Raw genomic sequence first — 23,373 nt, forward strand, 5'->3', positions numbered from 1 at the left:
GGCGGGGCCGGAAGTGGGGTGAGATGCCGCTGAACACGGAGAGGAACCGCTGTGCTCCGCCCACCGAGCGGAAGCCTTTCATCGCCCGCTCGCGTTGCCTGGTGGGCTGATGGCTGTTCTCCACCCGGTTGTTCAGGTACTTCGACTGCCGGTGTTCGACGCAGGGCATGACCTCTCGGTGGGTGGCGCCGTAGGAGCGGAGCTTGTCGGTGACGATCACCCGCGGCACCGCGCCGGTCCTCTTCGGAAGTCTGCGGAAGAAGCGCCTGGCCGCGGCCTTGTCCCGGCGTTTCTGCACCAGGATGTCCAGGACGGCGCCGTCCTGGTCGACCGCCCGCCACAGGTACTGCAACCGTCCGTTGATCTTGATGAAGACCTCGTCCAGGCGCCACTTGTCCCCAGGCCGAGGCCGCCGGCGGCGCAGCGCGCCTGCGTAGGCCGACCCGAACTTGGCACACCAGCGGCGCACCACCTCGTAGGAGACGACGATCCCGCGCTCGAGCATCAGCTCCTCGACCTCGCAACGACAGCGGGAAACGGAAGTACAGCCACACACAGTGGGAGATCACCTCGACCGGGTACCGGTGCCCCTTGTACGACAATGACACGGCCCCCACGGACAACCCCCTCCTCCAACACGATCAACCAGAAGATCATCCCACCCGGCCAACCAACGTGACAGCGCCATCAGTAGTTGTTGCGGGTCAGGACGTTGGTGACGGCGCATAGTGGTGGGCAAGATTGGTGGCGAGGTCGCGGAGGTGAGCCCTGGCTTCGGCGGGGCCGTGCACAGTGATGGCGCTCCCGAACGGCAATAGTGCTCGCACGTCCTCCAGATGCAGGAAGCGGATCGTCACCTTGTGGCCGGTGGCGGATTCCTCATGGTCGTCCCGGACGAGTCGTAGGCCGAAGATCCGTTGCGCTCGCTCGATCTGGGTCTGGTCGATGGTGGCGCTGACCTCTATCGCATGGTTGTGTTCCCACTGGTCAACGAGCGCTGCAGCGACGGTGGCCAGGGTCTGGCTCTCGCGGATCCGTCGTGGCTGGTCGACTTCTTTCCACGTCGTGATCCGTTCGAGTCGGTACATCCGTGGCACTCGGGCACAGTCGGCGACGAGGTACCAGCTGCCGGCCTTGGCGAACAGCCCGTAGGGATCCACGACCAGGTCGCGGGGGCATGACTCGCGTGGGCTGTCGTACTCGATCCGTAGCCGGCGACCGCGCCGCACCGGGCCGATCAGCGAAGCCGGAGTCGTGCCGGAAGTACGGGCCTGGAGCCAGGGACGGCTGTCCACGTGCACTACGTCGGTGAGCGGCAGGAGCTCATCAACTCGACGTGGCTGGGCAGCGGCGATCTTGGAGAGCGCGCGCCGGCTTTCGACCGATGCGTCGAGCTCCGCACGTTGCTTCTCGTCCAGCCCGGTGAGCGAGAGATGATCATGCTCGCCGGGCGTGAGTCGCGTGAGGTCGAGCCCGGACCCGGGCAGCATGGTCACGCCTCCGAGGCGGCCCCGTTGCGCGGTCACCGGCAGACCGGCGTCGCGGAGCCAGTTCAGGTCGCGGGTGACGGTTCGAAGGGACACTCCGAGCGCCGAGGCGAGTTCCTGTGTGGTCACGGCATTCCTCGATGCCAGGAGCAGCATCAGGGAGAAGAAGCGGTCTGGGGTCACACGCCAAGTTTTTCAGGAATTACGACATGATGCGGCGCATATCCCGGTCAGGCTGGCGGATGCGTACCCACGACCTGCGAGAAGGAAGAACCATGACCACATCCGTCGTGTCCATCGTCTATGTGAACGACGCGCCCGCCGCAGCGCGTTTCTACGGCGACCTCCTCGGCATGAGCCCGTCGTTCGAGACGCCGGGATACATCACCTTCGACCTCGGGCCAGGCGCTGACCTCGCGCTGTGGTCCGGCCAGTTCGAGGATCTGTCAGCGGACGTCCCGCGTACCAGTGAGGTTTGTCTGGCCATCGACAGTGGGCCCGACGAGGTCAACGCGATCTTCAAGCAGTGGCAGTCCAAGGGCGTCACGATCCTGCACGAGCCTCATGATGCAGGGTTCGGGCTGACCTTCCTCGCAGCCGATCCTGACGGGAACCGTATCCGCGTCGCACCGAGGGACTGACAGGCCGCAACGCGGCAGGCGCGCACGATAGGTGTCGCGCCTGCCGTCGTTCGACTTCGAGAGGACGACGAGTGCCCCACGCGAACGCGCCCCTGAGCGTCGAGGGCCGTAGGCGGCTCCCTGGTTCGGTTCAGAGGTGGTCAGCTCCGGCTCTACACGCTGGACTTGACAGAGAAGTCGTCGCTCACCCAGCCGCGCAGAGCATCGAGGGAGAGGGTCGGCGAGGCCAGCCACGTGCGGGCCAGGGTGGACTTGCCCGCACCGGAGGCACCGATCAGCACGATCAGCGCCTTCTGCGGTAACTGCGGGTAGGTCAGTGATGTCATACGGGATCTCCTTGCGGGTGAAGGGCACGGACGGCCCAGGTCAGGCGTTGTCCGGCGTCGTCGGTGAGCAGGGTGGCGGCCTCGTGCAGTGGGCAGGAGGCGTCGCCGTCGCGGTCGGGTTCGAGCTGCTCCGCCCGGCGTGCGGCGGCACCGATCAGCTGCAGGAGCATCGGCAGGAGTCCGCCGGGCATGTTGGTGTCTTCCTGGAGCTCGCGCAGGATCGCGGCGAGCTCGCGGGCGTCGACGTCGTCGGCGTTCAGGTCGTTCTCGATCTGCTGCAGGGCGAGCCGGGTGATGCCGAGCAAGGCACGGACGCGCTCGAGGTGGGTGCGGGACACCGCGGCCGCCGTCACAGCGCGGCGCCGACGGCGACCGGCACGAGCAGGGCCAGTGCGGCGAGGCTGAGATCGACCGCACGCCGCAGGTGCCGGTACTTGCGGACCGCGATGACAGACAGGACCCGGATGCGGGCGGCGCGGGTGTCGCCGTCCATGCAGGTGCGGATCTCGTCCTCGTCGAGCTGCGCCCAGTAGGGGAAGGACGCCCGGTCAGCTCCGCTGAGCCGAGGACGGACCACCAGGAGCAGCAGCACTGCCACCGCACCGACGGCGAGGACGGCCAGAGAGCCGAACACCTTGGTCAAAGGCGGGAGGTCTTGGTCGGCGACGGATGCGAGTCCGACGAGCGCGGCGCCGGTGAAGGCGAGGAGTAAGGACGCCTTGCCGTCGGTGCGGGCGAAAGCGCGCGGGTTCCCGGAATCCTGAGCGCTGGGAGACCGGAACCTGTATGTCAGTTGATGGCTGTGGTGGTCCGGCGCGTGGGTTCGCCGTGATTTACGGACTTTGGCTTCCTGAGCGTTCGCCGTGCCGCACCCGAGTAGCTATCTCACAGGCCAGTGTGGGTTCGGCATGCCGTCATTACTCATGTGCGCCCGCTGCCAGATCTCGTTCCAGTTGAATGGGGTATCCGGCACGAACCGGTGCCGCTGGCCGCACGGACAGGGCGCCAGCACCCACGCGCACCCACGGCACAACTCGACCCAGCCATGCGCGGTCGAGCTCAGCACTCGCGGTCCCTCGTCCCCGCAAGCCGGGCAGCCGGGCAGATCGGCGCCGTCCAGAAGCGCATTCTGTCGCCGAACGTACTCAGACAGTCGCAGCGACGGGTGGCGAAACGGGTCTTCGAACCATGCACGCTCCGGGCTCTCCCACCAGCTCCGCAGCCACCACGGCCGAGGGTTTGGTACAGCCCGCCGCCCGGCTTGCTTCTCCGCCCGACGCTGCACGGCGTACTCCTCTGCCCGCACGAGCCACAGCACCCGCGCCTCGTGCAGTTCCTCCACCGCCCGCGCCAGCGCCTCCGGGTCCGCCTCCAGCCGTCGGGGGATCGCGGCGCTGAGCGTGAGGTGGTGGTATGTCGCCCGCAGGCCGTAAGGAGCGAAAACGGTGAGGCAGGGTGCGCAGCGCGCTGTGCCGCCGGTGAAGGGGGAGCCGGGCGTCGTGCACGCGTGCCCGGTGGGTCAGGAAGCCGGTCATTCTGGGAGCTCTAGGTCTAGTGCCCGGGCCAAGGCGGCCGTGACGGCGGCGGCGTATGTCGGCAGGTGTTGTTCGGCCCAGGTTCCTGCGAGCCTGTGGAAGTTCCGCAAGTCCGTCTGGGCACCGGTGATGAGCGCGCGCACCTGGTCCACAGGTAGTTCGATCACCGGGCTGCCGTTTTTTGTGTGGGCGTCGAGAGTCAGCCGGACGGTGTCGCCGACACGTTCGGCCGTTGAGGACGGGTCGTGGCCGAAGTAGGAGCAGCCGGTGCCGTCGAGCACCTCCAGCCAGTCCCGCCACGTCTCCAGGCCGTTGCAGCAGCCCGGCTCGATGAAGACGGTGTCGGTGGCTATGTCGGCCACCCGGAACCCGCCGGCGGCGAACAGGTCGGGCATGGTGAGCAGCCCGTGCAGGAACGCGCCGAGCGGGTCGGTCGGGCACGGCCCGTGCTCCTCCTCCGGCTCGAAGTTGTTGCACTCGGCGATCCGCATAACCGCCGTGCCGACCTCCGCCGGAGCCCGCTCCCCGTCCAGCACGAGGTAGCCGTACGACTCGTGCTCGCCAACCGGCCACAGTGCGAAGTCGTCGGCAGCGAAGATCTCCAGAACGGGTTGCATCACAATCACACAGGGATGATGCCGGACCCGCTGCGACATCGCCACGGGCTTTGGCCGCGGCCTCGGCGGATGTCCGCTACCTGGGCAGTTTCGCGGTTCGCTCCGGATAGGCGGTGCCGACGTAACGCATGGCGGTCTGTTCGGTGATGCCGAAGAGCCGCATGAGCTTGAGCGGGTCGCCGGTGATGAACGCCTCGTTGAGGATCCGGTCCTGGCGAAGCCTGTCGAAGGTCTGTCCTTTGGGCAGGACCTTCTGCATGGTGATTCGGTGCACGGCCGGGTAGTCCGGGTCGGTGGCGGTCTTCTGGGTGACCAGAAGGTGAGGGTTGGCGCTGGTGGGCCAGCGTTGGTGACGGTAGGTGAGCCAGTCGGCGGCCAGGGAGTGGGTGAGTTCCTCCAGGTAGAGGGTGTGCCGACGTAGGCTGCGGCGCAGTTCGAGGGTTCCGCGGGCGAGGTTCAGGTCGGTGGTGAGCGCGGTGCAGATCTCTGCTGAGGGGGCAGCGTGGATGGCTGCCAGGGCGATGGAGAGCCGCGCGAACGGGGTGGTGGCTTGGTTGAGCAGGCCGGCCAGTACGTCGGAGGGACCGGCCGTGGGATGCCGGTCAGGTCCGGGTGTGAGTAGTTGGCGTACAGAAAGTGCCGCTGAGATTGATCTTGCTGGAGTCCGTCTACTTCGTCGGAGCCTCGATCTGACGGGGCACGGCGCCGGCGCGTAGTTCGCGGAGGTCCGGGATGTGGTTGTAGAGGGTGCCGGGGGAGACGCCCAGCAGCTTGGCAATCGAGGTGATCGAGCGGCCGGAGTCGGGCAGCAGGTCGCGGGCGGCGCGGATGACTTCCTCGGTGGCGACGCTCGGACGTCCGCCGACCCGGCCGCGCTCACGGGCAGCGGCCGGGCCCTCGTTGGTGCCGACGACGATGAGTTCACGGATGAACTCGGCCAGGGCCGCGAAGACGTGGAAGACGAGTCGGCCGCCGGGGGTGGTGGTGTCCAGGTTCTCGTGCAGCGAGGTGAAGCCGATCCCGCGGGTGCGGAGTTCGGCGACCATGTTGATGAGGTCCTGGAGGCTGCGGCCGTAGCGGTCGAGCGAGGGGACGACGAGGGTGTCGCCGGGGTCAAGGAAGGCGTGGCATGCCTCCAGCTCGGGGCGGAGCGCGTTCTTGCCGGACTTCTTGTCCGCGAAGATCTTCCGGCACCCGGCGGCGGTGAGTGCGTCGAGCTGCCGTTCGAGCTTCTGCCCGCTGGTTGAGACCCGGGCGTATCCGATCTTGATCTCGGTGCGAACGAGGGGTTCGGCGACGAGGAAGCCCGGCTCGGCCGGTGCGGAGGTGGTCATGGCCCCGGATCATGTCAGAAAACGGTGGCCCGGAGTCGTTGAATGCCCCCGGTTTTTGAAGGGGTTTTTGAAGGCTCTGCGGGACCTGGTCGACACTGCGGGGTGATCTTCAGAAAACGAAGGTTTTTTGAAGATTGGAGGGTTCCCTCTCTGCCGCGTCGCCGCCGTGGCCGTTACGGTGCCGGCCATCAGGAGGCGGCGAGTTGGTTGATGTGGGCTGTGGCCAGCACGCGGCGGGACACACCGCCGCGTGCGGTCTGGATCATGGCCTGGCCCAGTTGCAGGCTCGTGGTGACGTAGCGTGGCGCGATGCGCCGCAGCACCGGGTAGAGCGGGCCGATCACCTTGTACAGCAGGACGTAGGACGCAGTCTTCGCCCTGGTGCCGGGCAGAGGAAGGATGAACGCGGGGCGGAACATGTGGGCCCGCGGTGACAGCTCCAGCAGGCCGTTCTCCGTCTCGCCCTTGACGCGTGCCCACATCATGCGGGTCTCGCCGGGGTGCGCCGCGTTCCAGAGCTCCGCGCACGTCTTGTGCACGGCCTCTTCGGCGTGGGACCTCAGCGGAGTGGTCTTCCGGCACAGCACGCACCGCTCGGGCCAGGCGAAGTGCCTGCCGTCGTGCCAGTCCGGGAGTTGGACCGGTACGGCGGGTGGCTCGGGCGATGCGGGTGCGGGTCGACGGCGGGTGCTCACGGACGCAGGTCGGGCAGCTGCTGACGCACCTGCGCGACCAGGTCCTCGGTGGGCTTCCAGGGCCCGAGCTGCCCGCGTGCGGGGATCGGCAGGGCGAGCTCCTGGACGTTGGTGAGCTCCAGGTGCCACAGGCCGGGCTCCGCCCACTCGGTGCAGGGTGGGGAGCCGTCCGGGTCCTGGTGGCAGCCGGTCAGCCGGGCGACGCCGATCACGGCGCCGGTCGGCAGGTCGCGGCCGCGGATCGTGCGGGCGACCAGCGGCAAGCGCAGGGCGGTCCGGTCGGTCTGCAGGCCCGCGTGCAGCAACACCAGGCCGCGCCAGGACCAGGTTATGAACAGCTCGCTGCGTGCCGTCTTCGACGTATTCGTCGTTGAAGTGGGCAGCGTCGGGTGCCCGTCGGGGACACCCGGTGCGGTCTTGTCGTCGACGCAGGGCAGTGAGCTATGCAAGTGCAGCGGGTGCGGGTTCCGGACTCGGATCGGGTGTCGTACACCGTCATCTACGACGTCGGACTGCCCGTCGAGGCGGCGGATGCGTACCTGGGCCATCTCACCGCGACGGGACGCTCGCCGTACACCGTGGAGGCATACGCGCACGACCTGCGGGACTTCTTCGAGTGGACCAGCCAACGCGACGCTGACTTCCGGCGCCTGGATGGAGGACCTCGCGGAGGTCTTCGCCTGGCTGCAGCGGTCGCGCCCGGCGCGTCAGCCCGGCATGTACCAGCTGCCGGGCACACCACCCGCTGTCGGCAGCACCACACTCGTACGCAAGCGGGCCGCGCTCGCCGGGCTGTACCGGTTCCACGCCCGCCGGGATGAGACGGTGCCGGCCCTGCTGGGGGAGCTGACCGGGCCGCGGCCGATGGGCCGGTACGTGCCGATGCTCGCGCACACCCGGCGCCGTGGGCCGGGGCCGGATGCCTACAGTCCGATCCGTATCGCCACGGCGCCCAAGGCGCCCGCTACGGTGACGACCGGGGAGATCCGGCGTCTGATCGATGCCTGTACCAGGCTGCGGGACCGGTTCCTGCTTGTGCTGCTGTCGGAGACGGGGCTGCGGATCGGGGAGGCGCTCGGGCTGCGGCACGAGGACCTGCGGCTGCGAGCCGGGGAGGTGCGTGTCGTTCCCCGGGAGAGCAACGTCAACGCCGCCCGGGTGAAGGGGCTCAAGGCCCGCACGGTCCCGGCCGGGGCCGAGGTCTTCGACGCCTACGCCGACTACATGGAGAGCGAGTACGGGACGCTGGACTGCGACTACGTGTTCGTGAACCTGTTCCGGCCGCCGGTGGGGGTGCCGATGACCCGCAGCGCGGTCGAGGACTTGGCGGCCCGGCTGCGCAAACGGACGGGTATCGGGCACTTCACGCCGCATGTGCTGCGGCACAGCTGGGCGACCCGGCTGCTGCGGGCGAAGGTTCCCATCGAGGTCGTGGCCGAGCTTTTGGGGCACTCGTCGTCGCAGATGACGGAACAAATCTATGCGCATCTGACGGTGGAGGATCATCGGGAGGTCCTTGTCTCTGCAGGGATGCTGAGGAACGGGAGCGTGGAGGAGTGAGCACGCTGGAGCGCGTCCAGCCGCAGGCCGGTTTGCTGGAGCGGCTGATGGAGGTCGTGCGGCCGGAGTTCCGGGGCGAGGAGTTCTATCCGCCGCGTGACAGCCGGGTTTTCTTCCAGGGGGAGTGCCGCATCCCGTCGTGCGAGCGGATGCTGAGCTACTCGGTCAAGCAGCTGTGCACCGCGCACTATCAGCGGTGGGTGCAGGCCGGCCGCCCCGAGTTCGAGGCATGGGTGCCGAGCGAGGACGCCTACCACCGGCACCACCGTGTGATCCGGGGCTGCGCGGTAACGGGCTGTCGCCGCTCCATGAACGGGTGCTCGCCGCGGATCTGCATCCGGCACACCGAGCTGTGGCAGGCGGCCGGGGCGCCGGACCTGGACGAATGGCTGGCCAGCGCGCGCTACGAGGCGCCGCCGCACGGCGAGCGGGACTGTGTGCTGCCCGACTGCCCGTGGTGGACGACGGGCCCCGGTTCGGTGTTGTGCAGGCGGCACTACATCCGCTGGCGCAACAACGGCCATCCCGAGTTGCCGGACGACCAGTTGATCGAGTGGTTCGGGCGGCTGGAGCTGCGGCGCGACCCCTACATCCGGTTTCACGACCTGAGGCGCCAGGTCCGCCTGGAGGTGCAGTTCGGGCTGCAGCGCCAGGCCGACATCGGAGACCGTCACACGGCCCCGCGCACGGTGACCCGCGCACTGAGCTGGATCCGCGAATCAGGCGTGCGCAGCCTGATGGACCGGGACGAGACGCAGTGGCTGGAGTTCTGCCGCGTCGCGCGCAAGGGCTACAAGTCGCTGTCCTACGCCTTCATCCGCGACACCCGGTTCGAGTTGCAGCGGCTGCTGATCGCCGACGATCCGTGGGGCGACCAGTTCCCGCGTGACAGCTGGGATCTGCGGCTGCTCGACCTGGCGAACGAGGACTGCTGCCGCCTGCACTTCGGCGGCATCGGCCAGCCCTGGCTGCGGGATCTGACCAAGCGGTGGGCCCGCTGGCGGCTGACCCGCGGCAGCAACCCGGCCGGCCTGACCCTGAGCGTCCAGGCCATCACCCGCCTGGCCTGCCACTTCGCTGATGTCGACGGCGTCGACGCCGGACCGGCGGCGCTCAACCGGGCCCGCATCGAGACCTGGCTGGCTGCTCTGCAGACCGATGGGCACAGCGAGGCATTCCGCTCGCGCACCGTCAGCTGCGTCGGTGTCTTCCTGCGCGACGTCCACCGCTACGAATGGCAGCCTGACCTGGCCCGCAGCGCGTTCATCTACGACGACGCGCCCAAGCCGCGCGGGCTGAAGCCGCGGTTCATCCCCGAGCACCTCATGCGGCAGCTGGAAGCCCCGGAGGCCACCGCGCTGTTCCCGTCCGACGACGGACGGGTGCTGCTGAAGATCCTCATGGCCTGCGGCCTGCGGCCTGCGTACCAAGGACGCCCGCTGGCTGCCCTTCGACTGCATCATCCGGGACGCCGAGAACAACCCCTACCTGGCCTGGCTGAACCGCAAGATCCACGACCGCCCGGCGTTCTTCCCGCTGAGCGAGGACCTCGCGGCTGAGGTCGGCCACCAGCAGCAGGCCGTCCTCGACCGCTTTCCGCAGGGCTGCAAATGACTGTTCCCCGCCTCGCTGAAGAACGTCGACGGCAGCAAGCCGGTCAGCGACCGCCGCCTGCGCGACCACCTGGCGATCTGGCTGGAGCAGCTCAGCCTCACCGACGAACACGGCCGGCCAGTGAAGGTGACCTTCCACCAGTTCCGGCATACCCTGGCCACCCGGATGATCAACGCCGACGTCCCCCAGCCCGTCATCCAGACCCTGCTCGATCACATGTCGCCGGCCATGACCGCCGTCTACGCCAAGCTCCACGACAAGACGCTCCGGCGGCACTGGGAGAACGCCCTCAAGGTCAACCACGATGGACAGAAGGCCGAGATCGCTGCCGATCACCCGCTCGCTGGGGCGGCCTGGGCGAAGTTGAGCCTGATCCGCGCGAAAGTGACGCTGCCCAGCGGCTACTGCGGTGCCCCGGTGCAGACTGACTGCGAGTACGCCAATCCCTGTCTGGACTGCCGGTTTTTCATCACCACCGGCGACTTCCTCCAGCAGCACCGCCGGCAGCGGCAGGAGACCAGCGACCTCATCGCCCAGGCCGAGGAGGCCGGGCTCGCCCGGGTCGCGGAGAAGAACCGCCGCACCCTCGGCAAGCTCGACAAGATCATCAGTGCTCTGGAGGGGACCGCCGAGGAGTAGATCGTCATCGGCGGTCAGGTGGAGGATGTCAATGCCGCCAGCTGACAACACCGCCGCACTGGCCGAGGCCACTCGACGTCGCAGCGAGCGCGCCCGCAGCGACGCCGAGAAGGCCATCTCGGCAGCACAACGCACCGGCGGCCGGACCAGCTTCGCGTCGATCGCGAGGGCGGCCGGTGTTTCGAGGTCGTGGCTTTACACCCAGCACGACCTCGTCACCGCCATTCGGCAACTGCAGAACCGCCAGCCCGCCCGAGAACGGAGGGGCTGGCAGCCAGCATCGATCACATCCCTGCAGCAACGGCTGGAGACCGCGCTCGGGCGCATCAAGCAGCTGCGGGCCGAGAACAGCGAGCTCACCCGGCGACTGGAGACCGCATACGGCGAGATCCGAAGGCTGCATGCCGTCTCCCGCCCTGACGGACCGGGTTCCTGATAGACGGAAGATCGGCGGACTGCAATCAGGCTGTGTTCTTCGAGTAGCCCTGCCACCTGGCAGCGGTGTCACGATGCCGCACCGTTGCCGAGGCCGCCACACTCATCGGACGAAGCGCACTTCGGGGTAGGCCGAGGAAGACTTGTCCAGCAGATGTCGTGGCCGACCTAGCAGGTGCTGGTCGAAGAACGCCGTGACGTAGGCACGCTGGGCTGCGGTGCTGCGCTTGGGGTCCACGGTGCCGATGAACTGCTCGCGGGTCTGCGCCGGGATGTCCAGGTGCTCGTCCAAAGCGGGCACGATCGTCTGAGCGTCGGTGTAGCTGAAGTGGCCACCCCGCTCCAGGCTCAAGTCGCGCTTCCAGCCGGTCGAGCGGTCCCAGAACGACTGCCAGGACGGCTTGTTCAGGTGAGTCTGATTCGCCTTGCCCATGAGCATGAACGGGCGGTCGAGCCCTTCCAAGGCCACAGGGAGGAATTCGGTGCTGCTGTACTGGAGTGTGCCGTCCATGTTGATGCCCGCGTCGATGCGACGGTCCCCGCGCATGGTCTCGGCCGCGGTGATACCTCCAGCCGAATGACCGTACATTCCGATCCGGTCCAGGTCGAGCGCCCCGCCCAGCCCACGGGGTAGACGGCGCCCCTCAGCATCGGGGTTGCGGCCGGCCCGCAGCACGGCAAGCTGGTCAAGGACGAAGCGGGTGTCGCGTACCCGGGTGTCGACAGCCTTCTTGACCGTCTCGGCTCCGGTCATCGGCTCCTTCTGCAGCTCGACGCGGCCGTTCGGGAACTCCACCGGAGTGGTCTCATGGGTGTGGTCCACGGTGACCACCACGTAGCCGCGGCTCGCCAGTTCCACGGCCGTCGAGGTGCCAAGCGCGCGGGGGACCCCCAGACCCGGCGAGTACAGCAGGATCGGCCGCCTGCTGCGGTCGTCGGCAGGGGCCACCGAGGTCGCGTCCGTCCGGGTGGCGGCCCAGTCCACCTCGCCGGGACGGGCCAGCCCGAACGAACCCGACTCGTCTACGAAGCGCGCGGCGCCGGGCTGCAGGTATGGCTGGCGGGAGTATCCGCTCACCGAACGCGCCGGATACCAGACACTGACCATCAGCTCCCGTTCCCTGTCGGCGACCCAGGGATCGGGCCGGTCCCGGTCGACGAGATGAAGTTCAGTGCTCCCGACCGCCTGCCGCCCCGTCGGCTCGGGCAGCTCAAACCGCACGGCACCATGAGTTGCCGAGGATAAGGGCTCGGATGAGGAGGCGGCGGAGGCGGCCGTGCCCGCACCGACGGACAGGGTGAGGACAAGAGCCACTGCGGTGGTTCTACCTGTATGGAATCGCATGCCAGCCAATCTGGCCCCGGGCCCCGCATTGACACATCCGCCGACAGGCGGAGCCGACCCCTGGCATTCCACTGAGCACCTTCTCCCAGCTGTTCAGGGTCGGGGTTACCTCGGGGTCCCAGATGACCAACATCAAGGGGTCTTCCGGTTCCGATGGGCCCCGGAATGGCACCTACTCGTTTCGGTGAGCCCGGGGTGCGAAGGAAACCCGGCCTACCTGTACCCGCTCTATGACGTCGACGACATGTCCTCCAAACAAAGGGCCTGGTCGATGCGGTGAAAGCTTTCCGAGCTGCTCATAATCCAGGGCTGCGGGCGGTTCTCGATCGTCTTGGCCCCGGCGACGATGGCGGTGGTCCACGGTTGCTTGACGCTGATTCCGCGGATCCAGTCGCCCGCCGACGGAAGAATTCCGGTGCTCATGCCGCCCGCCCCCAGACTGCCGTGCCCGGCCGCCCGGCCCGGCGGCCGGTGATGGAAGGAAGCGTGGTGTGCGCGGCGGTGGCGAGGTGGGCGCGGCCGGAGTGCTTGCCGTCGTACAGGGCGGCGTCGGCGGCCCGCTGCAACACGGTCAGGTCGCGGGTGCCGAGGGCGCCGGTGCTCGCGGCGCCGACCGAGGCGGCGACGTCGACGGTGCGGCCGTCCTCGAGGACGACGGGGGTGTGCAGCATCCGAACCAGCTGCGCGAGGCGCTGCTCCAGGCTCGCGGCGGGCACCTGGACGACGATGGCGAACTCATCGCCTCCGAGGCGGCCGACGGACGCGCGCGGGCCCGCCCACGCGGTGAGCCGGGCGGCGGTCGCGGCCAGGACGGCGTCTCCGGCCGGGTGCCCGAAGTCGTCGTTCACGGCCTTGAAGTGGTCCTGGTCGACCATGACCACGGCCAGGTCGTCGCGGCGGGCCAGGAGCTGGCGGGCGCGGGCGGTGTAGGAGTCGCGGCGCAGCGGGCCGGTCAGCGGGTCGCGGCGGGTGGCGGTGAGCTGCCGGTGCAGCGTGACCGCGTGGACTGCTCAGCCGGTCAACGGCACGGCGGCGGTCGTCAGTAAGAGGGTGCGCTGGCCGATCCGGCCCTGAACGCGCAGAAGGGACAACATACTTGGGTTCTCCGTCTCGTCTCGTACGGGATGGATGGGCCCGGGGGCAGCCGACGAAGCCGCCAAGCAGAGCGGCTGTCCCGGGGCGGAGCTACAGCGCGAAGTCGCTGCGGCTGGTACAGCTGACGGGGTTGTGCCAGAGGCCGGCCTTCGCGGCGGGCCACTCCATCTGCCAGCCGGGCCGAAGCCCGCGCGCTCCCCAGCTGTCCGGCTGCTTGCCGGGGATCTCGAGTCCGGCCGTGTGCGCGGCGAGCGCGGCGTCGTACACCTCGTGCGCGCGGCGCAGGGCAGCGGCGGGGGAGTCGGCGACGCCGGTGAAGACGTGCGCGCCGCTGTGACTGAGCGTCTCAGTTGGCCACTGGGGCACTCAGCCACGAACGGACTGCATTCGCCTCCGGCTGCTGCCCGAGGAACTGCTCGCTCGCAGTCCATGCACGGACGGGATGTGCCGTACGCCGTGTTCTCTCGCGGCGACCGTGCGATACACCACTCAGCCGATCTCGGTCTGGGCTACCGCGCAGTACTGATCACGTATACGGCAAGGGCGGTGCCCCACGCGGCACAGAGCACCACGACGAGGCGAGCCGTCCAGTTGTCCTGCTGTATCGCCATCTGGACCGTCCGCCAGAACTGCTGCCCCATGTCTCCTCCTTGGTCTCGACTGAGGCTCGGAGGGACCCGGCCTCATGCAGCCGATGACCAGTCGGCTCACTCAGTGCCGCACCACGGCCGCCGAAAACGTCACACCCCAAGCAAGAGGTCAGCCGACAGCGGAGCGCGGGCTCCGGCAGATGCGCCGTGTGCTCACCACCGTCCGGCCAACTGAATCGCTCAGCGGCCAACTGGGACGCTCAGTCACAGCCGCGCCGGTCGGGGTGGTTGGTGTCGTGTATCGGGACGTCGACCTGATTCCCACGGAAGGACGGCCCAGCTCCCTCCGTCGCTGGTAGTGACCCGGCGCTCAGTGGCCGGGCGGCGTGTGGGCGGCGGTGATGCGGACGGTGTCCGCGAGCAGCACGGTCAGCTCGTGGCCGTGGTCGACGGCGTCCTCCAGGCGCTCGATGAGCTCCGGGGGCAGGCCGCGGTTGCGGGCGCCGGTCAGGATGCCCTCGAGGTAGAGGACATCGGCCAGGACGCGGCCGCGGACGTCCAGGACGCAGGGCTGCACGGTGAGGACGTCGGCGTTCTTGGCGGTCGCCAGCTGCGCGTGATCGGCGGCTTCGGTGTAGGCGGTCTCGGTTTGCTCGGTGAGCAGCGCGTCGACCTGTGTGGTGTCGCCGTAGGCGCGGCGCCATCCGAAGCGGGCGGCGGCGGCTTCCATGAGGGAGCGGCGGGCGAGGGGCACGGTGACCTCCGGGGAGGGCCGGTCGTCCGGTCTCGGCTGACCGGACGGACACCGCACGGCCCCGCCGTCGCCCACCCGGGGGCGGTGCGGCGGGGCCGTACGGAGAGCGTCCGGTCAGCGCTGGGGGCGGCGCAGGATCGTGAACTCGGTACTGGTGCCGTAGGTGCGCGGCTTGGCGGTCAGGAACTCCGGCTGCTCGTCCGCGAGGCGCTGCAGCTCCTCCTCGATCCACTCGGTGGAGCGCTGAAGGGCGAGGCGGTCCAGGTGGAAGGCGGTGAGGTAGACCGTGGTGTCGTAGTCGGAGCGGCGCTCCAAGTTCAGCCGCCGGAGCACGATCTCGCGGGCGATGTCGTCATCGGGGCGGATCGGGAGGTCCTGGGGCAGCGCCCGGCACTGGGCGGCGTGGGCGTTGGCGATCTCCCCGCCCGCGTGCTCGGAGGCGATGTAGTTGTCGCGGTCCGTCTTGGAGCGGGTGCTGTACGAGCAGCCCAGGCAGGCGACGGCGTAGTAGGTGCCGTTGACCCCGGCGTCGGCGGTATAGACGAGGAGGACGGCACCGGCCAGTCCGAGGAAGCGCTGGGTGACGATCACGCCCTCGGGCTTCCAGATTTCGCCGATCTCCGGCCACGGCTGCGGGATGTGCTCCGGCTCGGGGGCGGTGCGGATGCGGGAAAAGAGGGTGAGTGCCATGGGGTTACTGCTCCTTCTGGTCGGCCTGGGCGTGGATGCGGGCGATGGTTCGGCGGGCGGCGGCGATCACGAACGGGGTGGCGAGCGCGCCGGCGAGGCTGACGTAGGTGAGGAAGAAGACGGCGGGGGTGCTCACCGGCTGTCGCCTCCCGTCGCCTGCCGGTCGGCGAGGGCCAAGAACTCCACGGCCAGGTCCGGCGCGGACAGGATCGTGCGCAGGATCGAGGCAAAGCCGTCGCGCTCGATGGGGTTGAGCCGGTCCCACACGGCATGGGTGTTTGTAAGCACTTCTTTGGGCACCACCGCACGGACCAGAAGTGGCTCCACGGTGTACGAAGTTGATCTGGCTCCACCGCCGATCGGAAAGATCAGTAGAGCGATGGGCGGACGCCGGTAGGGTGGCCTGTTGTGGACGCGGGGGCAGGAAACGAGATGGTTGCGGTCCCGTCGGGACAGGTAACGCTGTCGGACCGGCGGACGCAGAGCAGTTGGCCGGTCGAGGTCGCGCCGTTTCAGATGTCGGCGTTCCCGGTCACGCAGTCCTGGTACACACGAGTCACAGGCCGACGGCCGAGTAGCGCCCGGGGTGAGCGGCTGCCGGTTGAGGGCGTTTCATGGTGGGACGCGGTCCAGTTCTGTAACGCCTTGTCCCGGCATGAGGCGCTGACGCCCGCGTATCACCTGCGCGTCGATGCCGAGACGGCCGAGTGGGACACCTCCGCAGACGGATACCGGTTGCCGACCGAGGCCGAATGGGAGCACGCCTGCCGTGCGGGCACTACTGGCCCGCGGTACGGCCAGCTCGACGAGGTCGCCTGGTACCAGGGCAATTCCGATGGGCGGATCCACTCTGCCGGCGGCAAGCAGCCCAACGCATGGGGCCTGTACGACATGCTGGGCAATGTGTGGGACTGGTGCTGGGACGTCTACGACGCCGAGGTGTACGGGGCCTACCGGGTGCTCCGTGGTGGCGGATGGGCCGACGAGCACTGGAGCTGCCGGGCGTCGGTGCGGCGGCGCAGCCACCCGACCTTCCGGATCGACGACGTGGGATTTCGCATCGTGCGCTCCACACCACTGCCTCGGCCGTAACAGCCTCAGTCCGAGAAGGGCGGCGAAGACGGCGGGACGATGCTGCATGCTGGATCTCTCCTGAGCTCGAAGGGGTGAAGGAGCGGGCGGCCGGCCTTTGCCGGTGCTGCGGCCGCCCGGTTGTGCGGGCCCCGTCCCGGCCTGGACGGTCGGGACGGGGCTGGCTCACGCGGCCAGCCGGTGAACGGCCGGGGCCAGGAGGGTCATGAGGCTGCTGGGGTCGACGGGCGTACCGTCGAAGCACTCCAGGCAGCAGCCGAGTTTCTTCGAGAGGCAGATGTAGAACCGCCTCCTGCACTGGCCACAGGTTTGCCGAGCTGCCATCGCCTGATCGGGGGCCCACTCCTGAGCGAGCGTCGGCGTCCTCTTGGGCTTGGCCAGGTCGACGCGGAGCAGGTAGCCGCGGGTGGGATGACGGCAGGACCACTGCGGGCGGGTCGTGCACAGCCTGCAACGCAGGATCGCGACCGGGCCCTCGTTGCCGCCGGGGCTCAGCCCCATCTCCCGTAACTGCCGCCTGGTGACCAAGCCTTCGGGCACCGTGCTGCGGTCGTACTCGGGCAGCGCCGCGTCACTGCGCGGCACCCGGGTCACCTCGCGGCGGCGCTTCTTCCTCGGGCGCGGCATCACCTGCTCCAGGCACCGGGCAGCCGGTCGGGGCGGTGCGGGTAGCGGGGGCCGGGACGCTGCGGGCGGGGCCAGCCAATCCGGCGGCGCGGGCGGGGAATGAGTACGAGCGGTTCCTCCAACGGGTCGGTGGACAGCGCTGCGCCCCGCCGACGTCGTGCTGGTGTCGGCGGGGCGCTACGTGCGGCCGGGCGGCCTGTCCGGTCCTCGCCCGGCCCCGGGTGCGGGGAGGGCGAGGGCCAGGCAGGGCGTCAGGTCAGCGGGTGGTGCGGAAGCGGCGGGCCCACGACCGCAGCCGGTCGAAGCGGGTCGGGTGGGTGTGCCGCCAGGCGGTGTCGAACACGCCGTGCTCGGTGGGGAAGGAGCGGGACGCGCCGCACGTGCACGTCCAGACGTACGGCTCGGGGCGGGTGTCGTCGCGGGTCGCGGTGACCTTGGCCTTGGTGCCGTCGTGGCTCCCGTGGAAGGTGCCGACCCAGAACTCGGTCTCCTCCAGCTGCGGCTTCATCAGGTTCCCTTCGGTGCTCGGTGGTGGTGCGGGCCGGGGGCGGTGCTGGTCAGCGCTGGAGCGGGTGGACGTTGTCGGGACCGAGGTCGTCGCCCGCCGGGGTCGGGGCGGGGATCGTGGCGTGCAGGTGGAGCGCGGGGTTGAACTGGTACTGCGGGGGGTGGTTGTGGACGACGGGCCGAAGCGTCAGGCCGCGCTGGGCGAACATGCTGGCCAGGGCCCACATGAGGGCGGCGAGCCCGGTGGCGGCGGCGCGGCCCCCGGCTGGGGCGGCGGACCAGATCATGGAGAGGCTTCCGATCCCGAACAGCACGTCGAGCACCGTCCGCCGGTTGCGCTGGGCATCGGCCCGCTTGCCTCGGGACGGCGGCTCCCCCGCGGGACTGCCAGCGGTCATCACACGCTCCTTCCGGACCGGTTGACAAAGCGGAACAGTGCTCCGGATACTAAATGGAACACCGTTCCGCTTCAGGTTGGTCGAAGCGGGATGTCTCTGACCAGCTGGTCCGTTGTCGGTCGCAGGAGACCGGCGGGCAGCAGGTGACGTCAAAAAGGAACCCACTCGTGAGTACATCCACCGCCATCAGCGCCGACGCCTGGGGCACGCCCGCCCCGGTCCTGTCCTTCAGCCCCGTCATCCTCCCCGTGCCGGAACGTCCCGTGGACCTCCAGGTACGCGTCTCCGCACCCGCGACCGGAACCGGTCTCGCCGTCATCCTCCTCTCCCACGGTCAAGGCCCCTCGAACAACCTCTCCTCGCTCAACGGCTATGCGCCGCTCGTCAACGCGTGGGCCGCTCAAGGATTCGTGGTCATCCAGCCCACCCACCTCACCTCCAGGACACTGACCCACCTGGTCGCCGACGCACCCGGGGCGCCCTTCTTCTGGCGCTCGCGCTCCCAGGACATGTCCCACATCCTCGACCGACTCGACATGATCGAAAAAGCCGTACCGCTGCTCTCCGGACGGATCGACCACACCAAAGTCGCCGTCGCCGGGCACTCCTTCGGCGGCTTCACCTCCAGCCTCCTGCTCGGCGCTCAGGTCACCGACCCCGACGAAGGGGGAGAGGTGAGCCTCCTCGAACCCCGGATCCAGGCGGGCGTGCTGCTTGCCGCGCCCGGCAGGGGCGACGTCCTCAACGGACCGATGGGCGACGCGCTGCCGGTCTTCCGGACCATCGACTTCTCCACCATGACCACACCCGCGCTGGTCGTCGCCGGCAAGAAGGACGACTCCCGGCACTTCACGGACATGGGTCCGGACTGGCACGCCGACCCCTACACCCTCGCCCCCGGACCCAAAACCCTGCTCACCCTGTTCGGCGCGGAGCACGGACTCGGCGGGATCGCCGGCTACGACGCCGCCGAGACCACCGACGAGACCCCCGAACGAGTCGCCGCCCTCGCCCGGCTCACCGCGGCCTACCTCCGCACCCGGCTTCACTCCGGTGACCCCGCATGGCAGGCCGCACGTGAGGCACTGACTACCGGTCCCGATCCGATAGGACGAGTCGAATCCAAGTAGAACCCCGCTGGGGACACATCCTTCATTGCATGTCCACACTGCCGGCGCCTGGGAGTAGGCAGGGTCCGGCACTTGACGATGACGTCCGGGCAGCCGGCTGCTGCGGTGCGAGTACCTCGGCACCAGGATCTTCAGCCATCATCGGCTGCCGCTGGCGGCCGCCAGCGGCAGCGGGCCAACCACCGCCGCCCTTTTACGACGGCCGCGTAAAGGCACGTCCGGGCGGCATCGTCTCAAAGGTCAGTCGAGGAGTGCGGTCGCTTCCACCTCGACGAGAACATCCGGTTCGAAGAGGTACTCGACACCGATGAGGGAGGATGGCGGCAGGGGAAGCCGGAGCCCGATCTCTTCGGCGACGGCCTCCACGCCGCCCATGAGGTCGCTGATCTTTTCCGGGCTCCACCGGGTCACGTAGAACGTCAGGCGCAGCACATCTGCGAACGACGCGCCCGCGCCTGCCAGCCCGACGGAGGTGTTGCGCAGCGCCTGGGCGACCTGCCCGGCCAGATCGCCGGGCGCGACCGGAGTCCCGTCGGCCCGGCGTGCGATCTGCCCGCTGACGTGGACGTGCTTCGTCCCGGTCCCCACGGCGACGTGGTGGTACGGGACCGGCTGCAGCATGCCTTCCGGCGTGAAGTACTGAACAGTCATGGCTTTCTCTCCTTCAAAAGAAGTATCCGTAAGCTACCTAGTGGAAGAAGGACACTTCAACGAGACCAGGTTTCGCCATGGATACCGACGACGAACTCCGCATCGATGCCCCGCACCGCGAACTGCTCGACCAGATCCTCGACAAGTGGTCGCTCAGCGTCCTCAACGAGCTCTGCGAACGCCCGTGCCGCTTCAACGAACTGCGCCGGGCCATTCCCCAGGTCACGCAGAAGTCGCTGACCGCGACACTGCGGCGACTCGAACGCAACGGCGTGATCGAGCGCGAGGTCGTCTCCACCCGCCCCGTGGCGGTCATGTACCGGATCACGCCCCTCGGCAAGACCCTCCAGCACCCCGTCGACGTGCTGCTGGCGTGGGCCTCACAGAACATGCCCGCAATCGAGCGCGCACGCGAAGGCTTCGACAGGCGAGAGGAAGAAGCTCACCTCTGAGGAGCTGTTGCCCTTTCGGGCGTGATCGACGCGTTTCCGCTGGTCGGGGATAGGAGTGGCGGTTCCGTGGGAGTGGTGGCCTGTCGGGTCGTCGTTCCCCGGGAGGTCGCGGATGCCGTCGGTTGTCGGACTGCTGGAACAGCATGAGCTCGCCGCTCGCCGCTCGCCGCTCGCCGCTCGCCGCTCGCCGCTCGCCGCTCGGCGTCGAGTCGACGGACTGCGGGATGAGGCCGACCGCATCCAGGCCGAGCTTGTGGCGGCCGAGTTGGAATGGCAGGAGTGGGCGATCGCGCGCAGGCGGGTCGATACGGTGCTGGCTCCGGACGACGGGGCGGAGATCACCGCGGATCCACGGGATGCGCAGGTGCAGTCGGCGCTCCGGGACGCGGCGAAGCCGAAGTCGCAGGTGCCGATGTGGCGCCAGGGGCTGGCCTGGTCGGCGCTGTCGGTGGACTACCAGCGAATTCTCACGGCGCTCGCGGACCGGGCCCGGCTCCATCAAGGGCCGTTGACCTGTCAGGAGATGGCCTGCGTGTTCGGCATGGATGGGTGCTGTCACGTTGGCTGACTGGGTGGGATGATCTCCGGGTTGATCATGCTGGAGGGGGCTGCTCGTGGGGACGCGTCGCCGTCGTACAAGGGCCACCGGTACCCGGTCGAGGTCATCTCCCACTGCGTGTGGCTGTACTTCCGGTTTCCGCTGTCCTTCCGTGAGGTCGAGGAGCTGATGCTGGAGCGCGGTGTCGTCGTTTCGCATGAGACGGTCCGCCGCTGGTGTGCCAAGTTCCGGGCAGAGCTACGCCGGCGCGCTGCGCCGCCGGCAGCCGCGGGCCGGCGACAAATGGCATCTGGATGAGGTCTTCGTCAGGATCAACGGTGAGCGGAAGTACCTGTGGCGGGCAGTCGACGCCGACGGCACCGTCCTGGACATCCTCGTGCAGAACCGCCGGAACACCGCCGCGGCCCGACGCTTCTTTCGCCGCCTGATGAAGAAAAAGCGCAGGGTGCCGCGAGTAATCGTCACCGACAAGCTCCGTTCCTACGGCGCGGCCCACCGTGAGGTCATGCCCTCGGTAGAACATCGCTCGCACAAAGGGCTGAACAACCGGGCAGAAAACAGTCACCAGCCCACCCGCCAGCGTGAAAGGGCAATGAAGGGCTTCCGTTCCGTCGGCGGGGCGCAGCGGTTCCTATCGGCGTTCAGCGGCATCTCCCCTCATTTCCGGCCCCGCCGCCACCTGATGACCGCACACGACTACCGGGCCGAGATGACCATCCGCTTCGTGATCTGGGAGCAAATCACCGGCGTCGCCATGCCCACCACGGTCTGAACACAGGCGCCGAGCGGAGACCACCATGCCTCGACACGCAGTCAGACACGTACACACCCAACAACGTGACAGCGCCGCGCGAGCAGCCGGGAGGATGTCTTCTGCATGAGATCCATTCTTCCCGCAGTACAGGACACAACCTGTCCTCTACCTCCGCCATGGTGGCACACGAGCCGTTCGGGAGGCATCGCTCCTGGTCGGCAGCCGCCACTTGGACTTGGACAGTCGGCGGCGTATCTGTCACATCGAGGCAAGGAGCAGGTCATGTCCGTCACGACCACCACTCACCTGAACTTCCGGGGCACTGCACGTGAGGCGCTGGACTTCTACCAGTCCGTCTTCGGCGGACGTACTGTCGCGGTCACCTACAAGGACGCGGGCGCCGTGCAGAACGAGAGCGAGGCGGACTGGGTGATGTGGGGCGAGGTGGCCGGCGACAACGGCTTCCACGTCATGGCCTACGACGTGCCGTCGCAACTGTCCTGGAACCAGGGCGAGAACCCGTTCTTCGTCTCCGTACGCGGTGACGACGCCGAGGAGATCAGCGCCCTGTGGGGCAAGCTGGCCGAGGGCTCGACCATCGTGCGTCCGCTGGAGCCTGCGCAGTGGGCGCCGCTGTACGGCATGCTCACCGACCGCTTCGGCGTCACCTGGGTCCTGGACGTCACCGCCCCGTACAACGGCTGAGCCGGCCGACTGACACGCCTGCGCCGTCCGGGCCGCCACAGCCCACACGGGCAGCCCGGACGGCGCGGGCCCCGAACACGTACAGCAACGGAGGGAAACAGGTCACCGTGCGGATGCGGAAGCTGGGACGGACCGGCATCGAAGTCAGCGCCTACTGCCTGGGCACCATGGTGTTCGGCAAGATGGGCAATCCGGATCACGACGACTGCGCGCGCATGATCCACCGGGCGCTCGACGCGGGCATCAATTTCGTCGACACCGCCGACGTCTACGGCTACAGCGAGACCGAGGAGATCGTCGGCAAAGCCCTCGCAGGACACCGCGACGAGGTCGTGCTGGCGACCAAGTTCAACGGACCGATGGGCGGGGGTCCCAACCACAGCGGCAGCTCCCGGCGCTGGATCGTCCAGGCGGTCGAGGGCTCGCTGAAGCGGCTGCGGACCGACTACATCGACCTCTACCAGATCCACCACCCCGACCCGCACACCGACGTCGAGGAGACCCTCTCCGCGCTCACCGACCTCGTGCGTGCCGGGAAGGTCCGCGCGATCGGCTCCTCCAACCTGCCGGCCTCGGAAATCGTCGAAGCCCAGTGGGTGTCCCAGCAGCGCGGCCTGCACCGCCTGAGAACCGAGCAGCCCACCTACTCCATACTCAACCGCGGCATCGAGCGCGAGGTACTGCCCACCTGCCGCCGCTACGGCCTGGGCGTTCTGGTGTGGAGCCCGCTGGCTATGGGTCTGCTCACCGGCCGCTACCGCAAGAACACCCCGCGGCCCGACAATCCCCGCATGCAGTGGGTCCCTCGGCATCTCACCGACGAACACAAGCTTGATGCCGTCGAGCAGCTGCTCACCCTCGCCGAAGAAGCCGGCCACTCCCTCACGCACCTGGCCATGGCCTTCGCCACCAGCCACCCCGACGTCACCGCCGCCATCGTCGGCCCACGCACCATGGACCAGCTCGACGACCTGCTCGCCGGCGCCACCGTCACCCTGGGCGACGACATCCTCGACAAGATCGACACGATGGTCCCGCCCGGCACCGACATCAGCCCTCTGGACGTCTCCCACACGCCCCTCTCCCTCACCCGCACGGACCTGCGCCGACGCCCGCCCCACGAGCGGGCCGCAGCCTGAGA

31 protein-coding genes and 5 pseudogenes are annotated in these 23,373 nt (G+C 68.7%); 13 read left to right on the plus strand and 23 right to left on the minus strand.

The genetic code is table 11. From position 1 onward, the window contains the following. Together AB0A94_RS36455 and AB0A94_RS36460 are read right to left on the minus strand one after the other, a co-directional pair. Positions 1-617: pseudogene (locus AB0A94_RS36455) on the minus strand (IS6 family transposase); the annotation flags it as partial. 87 nt (positions 618-704) lie between these two features. Continuing rightward, complete coding sequence (locus tag AB0A94_RS36460) at positions 705-1,670, minus strand: WYL domain-containing protein (RefSeq protein ID WP_361751032.1); 966 nt, start codon at positions 1,668-1,670, stop codon at positions 705-707. Positions 1,671-1,762: 92 nt separating this feature from the next. Between AB0A94_RS36460 and AB0A94_RS36465 the strand changes: the two genes are divergently transcribed. After that, positions 1,763-2,128, plus strand: coding sequence for a VOC family protein (locus AB0A94_RS36465; RefSeq protein ID WP_361751034.1), 366 nt, complete (start codon positions 1,763-1,765; stop codon positions 2,126-2,128). A gap of 176 nt (positions 2,129-2,304) precedes the next feature. Here the strand turns inward: AB0A94_RS36465 and AB0A94_RS36470 are convergent. From AB0A94_RS36470 to AB0A94_RS36505, 8 genes and pseudogenes are all read right to left on the minus strand, one after another. Continuing rightward, positions 2,305-2,454: pseudogene (locus AB0A94_RS36470) on the minus strand (ATP/GTP-binding protein); the annotation flags it as partial. Beyond that, positions 2,451-2,792, minus strand: coding sequence for a hypothetical protein (locus AB0A94_RS36475; protein ID WP_361751036.1), 342 nt, complete (start codon positions 2,790-2,792; stop codon positions 2,451-2,453). The pseudogene AB0A94_RS36470 and the gene AB0A94_RS36475, both read right to left, overlap by 4 nt. Before the next feature lie 11 nt (positions 2,793-2,803). Further along, positions 2,804-3,097: a Pycsar system effector family protein gene (locus tag AB0A94_RS36480; protein WP_361751038.1), complete on the minus strand. Its 294-nt coding sequence runs from the start codon at positions 3,095-3,097 to the stop codon at positions 2,804-2,806. A gap of 888 nt (positions 3,098-3,985) precedes the next feature. Further along, on the minus strand, positions 3,986-4,606 hold the full coding sequence (locus tag AB0A94_RS36485; protein WP_361751086.1) for a hypothetical protein: 621 nt from the start codon (positions 4,604-4,606) through the stop codon (positions 3,986-3,988). 76 nt (positions 4,607-4,682) lie between these two features. Beyond that, positions 4,683-4,865 carry a hypothetical protein gene (locus AB0A94_RS36490; RefSeq protein ID WP_361751040.1) on the minus strand — a complete coding sequence of 61 codons (183 nt, stop codon included), beginning with the start codon at positions 4,863-4,865 and terminating at the stop codon, positions 4,683-4,685. A gap of 409 nt (positions 4,866-5,274) precedes the next feature. Further along, the gene (locus AB0A94_RS36495) at positions 5,275-5,940 is read right to left on the minus strand and encodes a recombinase family protein (RefSeq protein ID WP_361751042.1); all 666 of its coding nucleotides are present in this window, start codon (positions 5,938-5,940) and stop codon (positions 5,275-5,277) included. Between the two features lie 188 nt (positions 5,941-6,128). Further along, a complete protein-coding gene (locus AB0A94_RS36500) occupies positions 6,129-6,635 on the minus strand; it encodes a hypothetical protein (protein ID WP_361751044.1) in 507 nt (168 codons plus the stop codon). Next, on the minus strand, positions 6,632-7,018 hold the full coding sequence (locus tag AB0A94_RS36505; protein WP_361751088.1) for a hypothetical protein: 387 nt from the start codon (positions 7,016-7,018) through the stop codon (positions 6,632-6,634). Before AB0A94_RS36505 ends, AB0A94_RS36500 begins: the two co-directional genes overlap by 4 nt. A 60-nt stretch (positions 7,019-7,078) precedes the next feature. Here AB0A94_RS36505 and AB0A94_RS36510 point away from each other — a divergent pair. From AB0A94_RS36510 to AB0A94_RS36530, 5 genes and pseudogenes are all read left to right on the plus strand, one after another. After that, positions 7,079-7,231, plus strand: a pseudogene (locus AB0A94_RS36510) (integrase); the annotation flags it as partial. 58 nt (positions 7,232-7,289) lie between these two features. Then, the gene (locus AB0A94_RS36515) at positions 7,290-8,195 is read left to right on the plus strand and encodes a tyrosine-type recombinase/integrase (RefSeq protein ID WP_361751046.1); all 906 of its coding nucleotides are present in this window, start codon (positions 7,290-7,292) and stop codon (positions 8,193-8,195) included. Next, positions 8,192-9,754 (plus strand): hypothetical protein, encoded by a 1,563-nt coding sequence (locus AB0A94_RS36520; protein WP_361751048.1) that lies wholly within the window; start codon positions 8,192-8,194, stop codon positions 9,752-9,754. The genes AB0A94_RS36515 and AB0A94_RS36520 overlap by 4 nt, the downstream gene beginning before the upstream one ends. Before the next feature lie 136 nt (positions 9,755-9,890). After that, a complete protein-coding gene (locus tag AB0A94_RS36525) occupies positions 9,891-10,448 on the plus strand; it encodes a tyrosine-type recombinase/integrase (RefSeq protein WP_361751090.1) in 558 nt (185 codons plus the stop codon). Positions 10,449-10,479: 31 nt separating this feature from the next. Beyond that, on the plus strand, positions 10,480-10,884 hold the full coding sequence (locus AB0A94_RS36530; RefSeq protein WP_361751050.1) for a DUF6262 family protein: 405 nt from the start codon (positions 10,480-10,482) through the stop codon (positions 10,882-10,884). A 102-nt stretch (positions 10,885-10,986) separates the two neighbouring features. Here AB0A94_RS36530 and AB0A94_RS36535 read toward each other — a convergent pair whose 3' ends face one another. The 9 genes from AB0A94_RS36535 to AB0A94_RS36575 form a co-directional block, all read right to left on the minus strand. Beyond that, positions 10,987-12,105 (minus strand): lipase, encoded by a 1,119-nt coding sequence (locus AB0A94_RS36535; protein ID WP_361751052.1) that lies wholly within the window; start codon positions 12,103-12,105, stop codon positions 10,987-10,989. Between the two features lie 351 nt (positions 12,106-12,456). Next, a complete protein-coding gene (locus tag AB0A94_RS36540) occupies positions 12,457-12,651 on the minus strand; it encodes a hypothetical protein (RefSeq protein ID WP_361751054.1) in 195 nt (64 codons plus the stop codon). Further along, positions 12,648-13,220 (minus strand): GGDEF domain-containing protein, encoded by a 573-nt coding sequence (locus AB0A94_RS36545; RefSeq protein WP_361751092.1) that lies wholly within the window; start codon positions 13,218-13,220, stop codon positions 12,648-12,650. The genes AB0A94_RS36540 and AB0A94_RS36545 overlap by 4 nt, the downstream gene beginning before the upstream one ends. A 193-nt stretch (positions 13,221-13,413) precedes the next feature. Then, entirely contained in the window at positions 13,414-13,689 is a 276-nt protein-coding gene (locus tag AB0A94_RS36550; RefSeq protein WP_361751056.1) for a hypothetical protein, read from the minus strand. Between the two features lie 143 nt (positions 13,690-13,832). Then, the gene (locus AB0A94_RS36555) at positions 13,833-13,964 is read right to left on the minus strand and encodes a hypothetical protein (RefSeq protein WP_361751058.1); all 132 of its coding nucleotides are present in this window, start codon (positions 13,962-13,964) and stop codon (positions 13,833-13,835) included. Positions 13,965-14,283: 319 nt separating this feature from the next. After that, positions 14,284-14,667: a hypothetical protein gene (locus AB0A94_RS36560; RefSeq protein ID WP_361751060.1), complete on the minus strand. Its 384-nt coding sequence runs from the start codon at positions 14,665-14,667 to the stop codon at positions 14,284-14,286. 114 nt (positions 14,668-14,781) lie between these two features. Then, a complete protein-coding gene (locus AB0A94_RS36565; protein WP_361751061.1) occupies positions 14,782-15,357 on the minus strand; it encodes a hypothetical protein in 576 nt (191 codons plus the stop codon). Positions 15,358-15,361: 4 nt separating this feature from the next. Further along, a complete protein-coding gene (locus AB0A94_RS36570) occupies positions 15,362-15,493 on the minus strand; it encodes a hypothetical protein (RefSeq protein WP_361751063.1) in 132 nt (43 codons plus the stop codon). Beyond that, on the minus strand, positions 15,490-15,897 hold the full coding sequence (locus AB0A94_RS36575; RefSeq protein WP_361751094.1) for a hypothetical protein: 408 nt from the start codon (positions 15,895-15,897) through the stop codon (positions 15,490-15,492). Before AB0A94_RS36575 ends, AB0A94_RS36570 begins: the two co-directional genes overlap by 4 nt. Between AB0A94_RS36575 and AB0A94_RS36580 the strand changes: the two genes are divergently transcribed. Next, positions 15,790-16,449: a formylglycine-generating enzyme family protein gene (locus tag AB0A94_RS36580; RefSeq protein ID WP_361751065.1), complete on the plus strand. Its 660-nt coding sequence runs from the start codon at positions 15,790-15,792 to the stop codon at positions 16,447-16,449. The genes AB0A94_RS36575 and AB0A94_RS36580 overlap by 108 nt on opposite strands. A 165-nt stretch (positions 16,450-16,614) precedes the next feature. On the opposite strand, the gene AB0A94_RS36585 is transcribed toward AB0A94_RS36580, so the two are convergent. The 3 genes from AB0A94_RS36585 to AB0A94_RS36595 form a co-directional block, all read right to left on the minus strand. Beyond that, positions 16,615-17,076 (minus strand): RRQRL motif-containing zinc-binding protein, encoded by a 462-nt coding sequence (locus AB0A94_RS36585; protein WP_361751067.1) that lies wholly within the window; start codon positions 17,074-17,076, stop codon positions 16,615-16,617. 256 nt (positions 17,077-17,332) lie between these two features. After that, complete coding sequence (locus tag AB0A94_RS36590) at positions 17,333-17,584, minus strand: hypothetical protein (RefSeq protein WP_361751069.1); 252 nt, start codon at positions 17,582-17,584, stop codon at positions 17,333-17,335. Between the two features lie 49 nt (positions 17,585-17,633). Next, entirely contained in the window at positions 17,634-17,981 is a 348-nt protein-coding gene (locus AB0A94_RS36595; RefSeq protein WP_361751071.1) for a hypothetical protein, read from the minus strand. A 167-nt stretch (positions 17,982-18,148) separates the two neighbouring features. Between AB0A94_RS36595 and AB0A94_RS36600 the strand changes: the two genes are divergently transcribed. Then, positions 18,149-19,111, plus strand: coding sequence for a chlorophyllase (locus tag AB0A94_RS36600; RefSeq protein WP_361751073.1), 963 nt, complete (start codon positions 18,149-18,151; stop codon positions 19,109-19,111). A gap of 240 nt (positions 19,112-19,351) precedes the next feature. Here the strand turns inward: AB0A94_RS36600 and AB0A94_RS36605 are convergent, their stop codons facing one another. Then, positions 19,352-19,762 carry a RidA family protein gene (locus AB0A94_RS36605; protein ID WP_085576023.1) on the minus strand — a complete coding sequence of 137 codons (411 nt, stop codon included), beginning with the start codon at positions 19,760-19,762 and terminating at the stop codon, positions 19,352-19,354. Between the two features lie 77 nt (positions 19,763-19,839). Here AB0A94_RS36605 and AB0A94_RS36610 point away from each other — a divergent pair, with 77 nt between their 5' ends. From AB0A94_RS36610 to AB0A94_RS36630, 5 genes and pseudogenes are all read left to right on the plus strand, one after another. Beyond that, positions 19,840-20,214, plus strand: coding sequence for a helix-turn-helix domain-containing protein (locus tag AB0A94_RS36610; RefSeq protein ID WP_361751075.1), 375 nt, complete (start codon positions 19,840-19,842; stop codon positions 20,212-20,214). Positions 20,215-20,326: 112 nt separating this feature from the next. Then, positions 20,327-20,761: pseudogene (locus tag AB0A94_RS36615) on the plus strand (hypothetical protein); the annotation flags it as partial. 48 nt (positions 20,762-20,809) lie between these two features. Next, a pseudogene (locus AB0A94_RS36620) lies at positions 20,810-21,545 on the plus strand (IS6 family transposase). A gap of 264 nt (positions 21,546-21,809) precedes the next feature. Next, entirely contained in the window at positions 21,810-22,232 is a 423-nt protein-coding gene (locus tag AB0A94_RS36625) for a VOC family protein (RefSeq protein WP_361751077.1), read from the plus strand. A 107-nt stretch (positions 22,233-22,339) separates the two neighbouring features. After that, positions 22,340-23,371 carry an aldo/keto reductase gene (locus AB0A94_RS36630; RefSeq protein ID WP_361751079.1) on the plus strand — a complete coding sequence of 344 codons (1,032 nt, stop codon included), beginning with the start codon at positions 22,340-22,342 and terminating at the stop codon, positions 23,369-23,371. The last annotated feature ends 2 nt before the right edge of the window (positions 23,372-23,373 follow it).

It is taken from the genome of Streptomyces sp. NPDC044984 (assembly GCF_040646935.1).
Classification (GTDB): Bacteria; Actinomycetota; Actinomycetes; order Streptomycetales; family Streptomycetaceae; genus Streptomyces.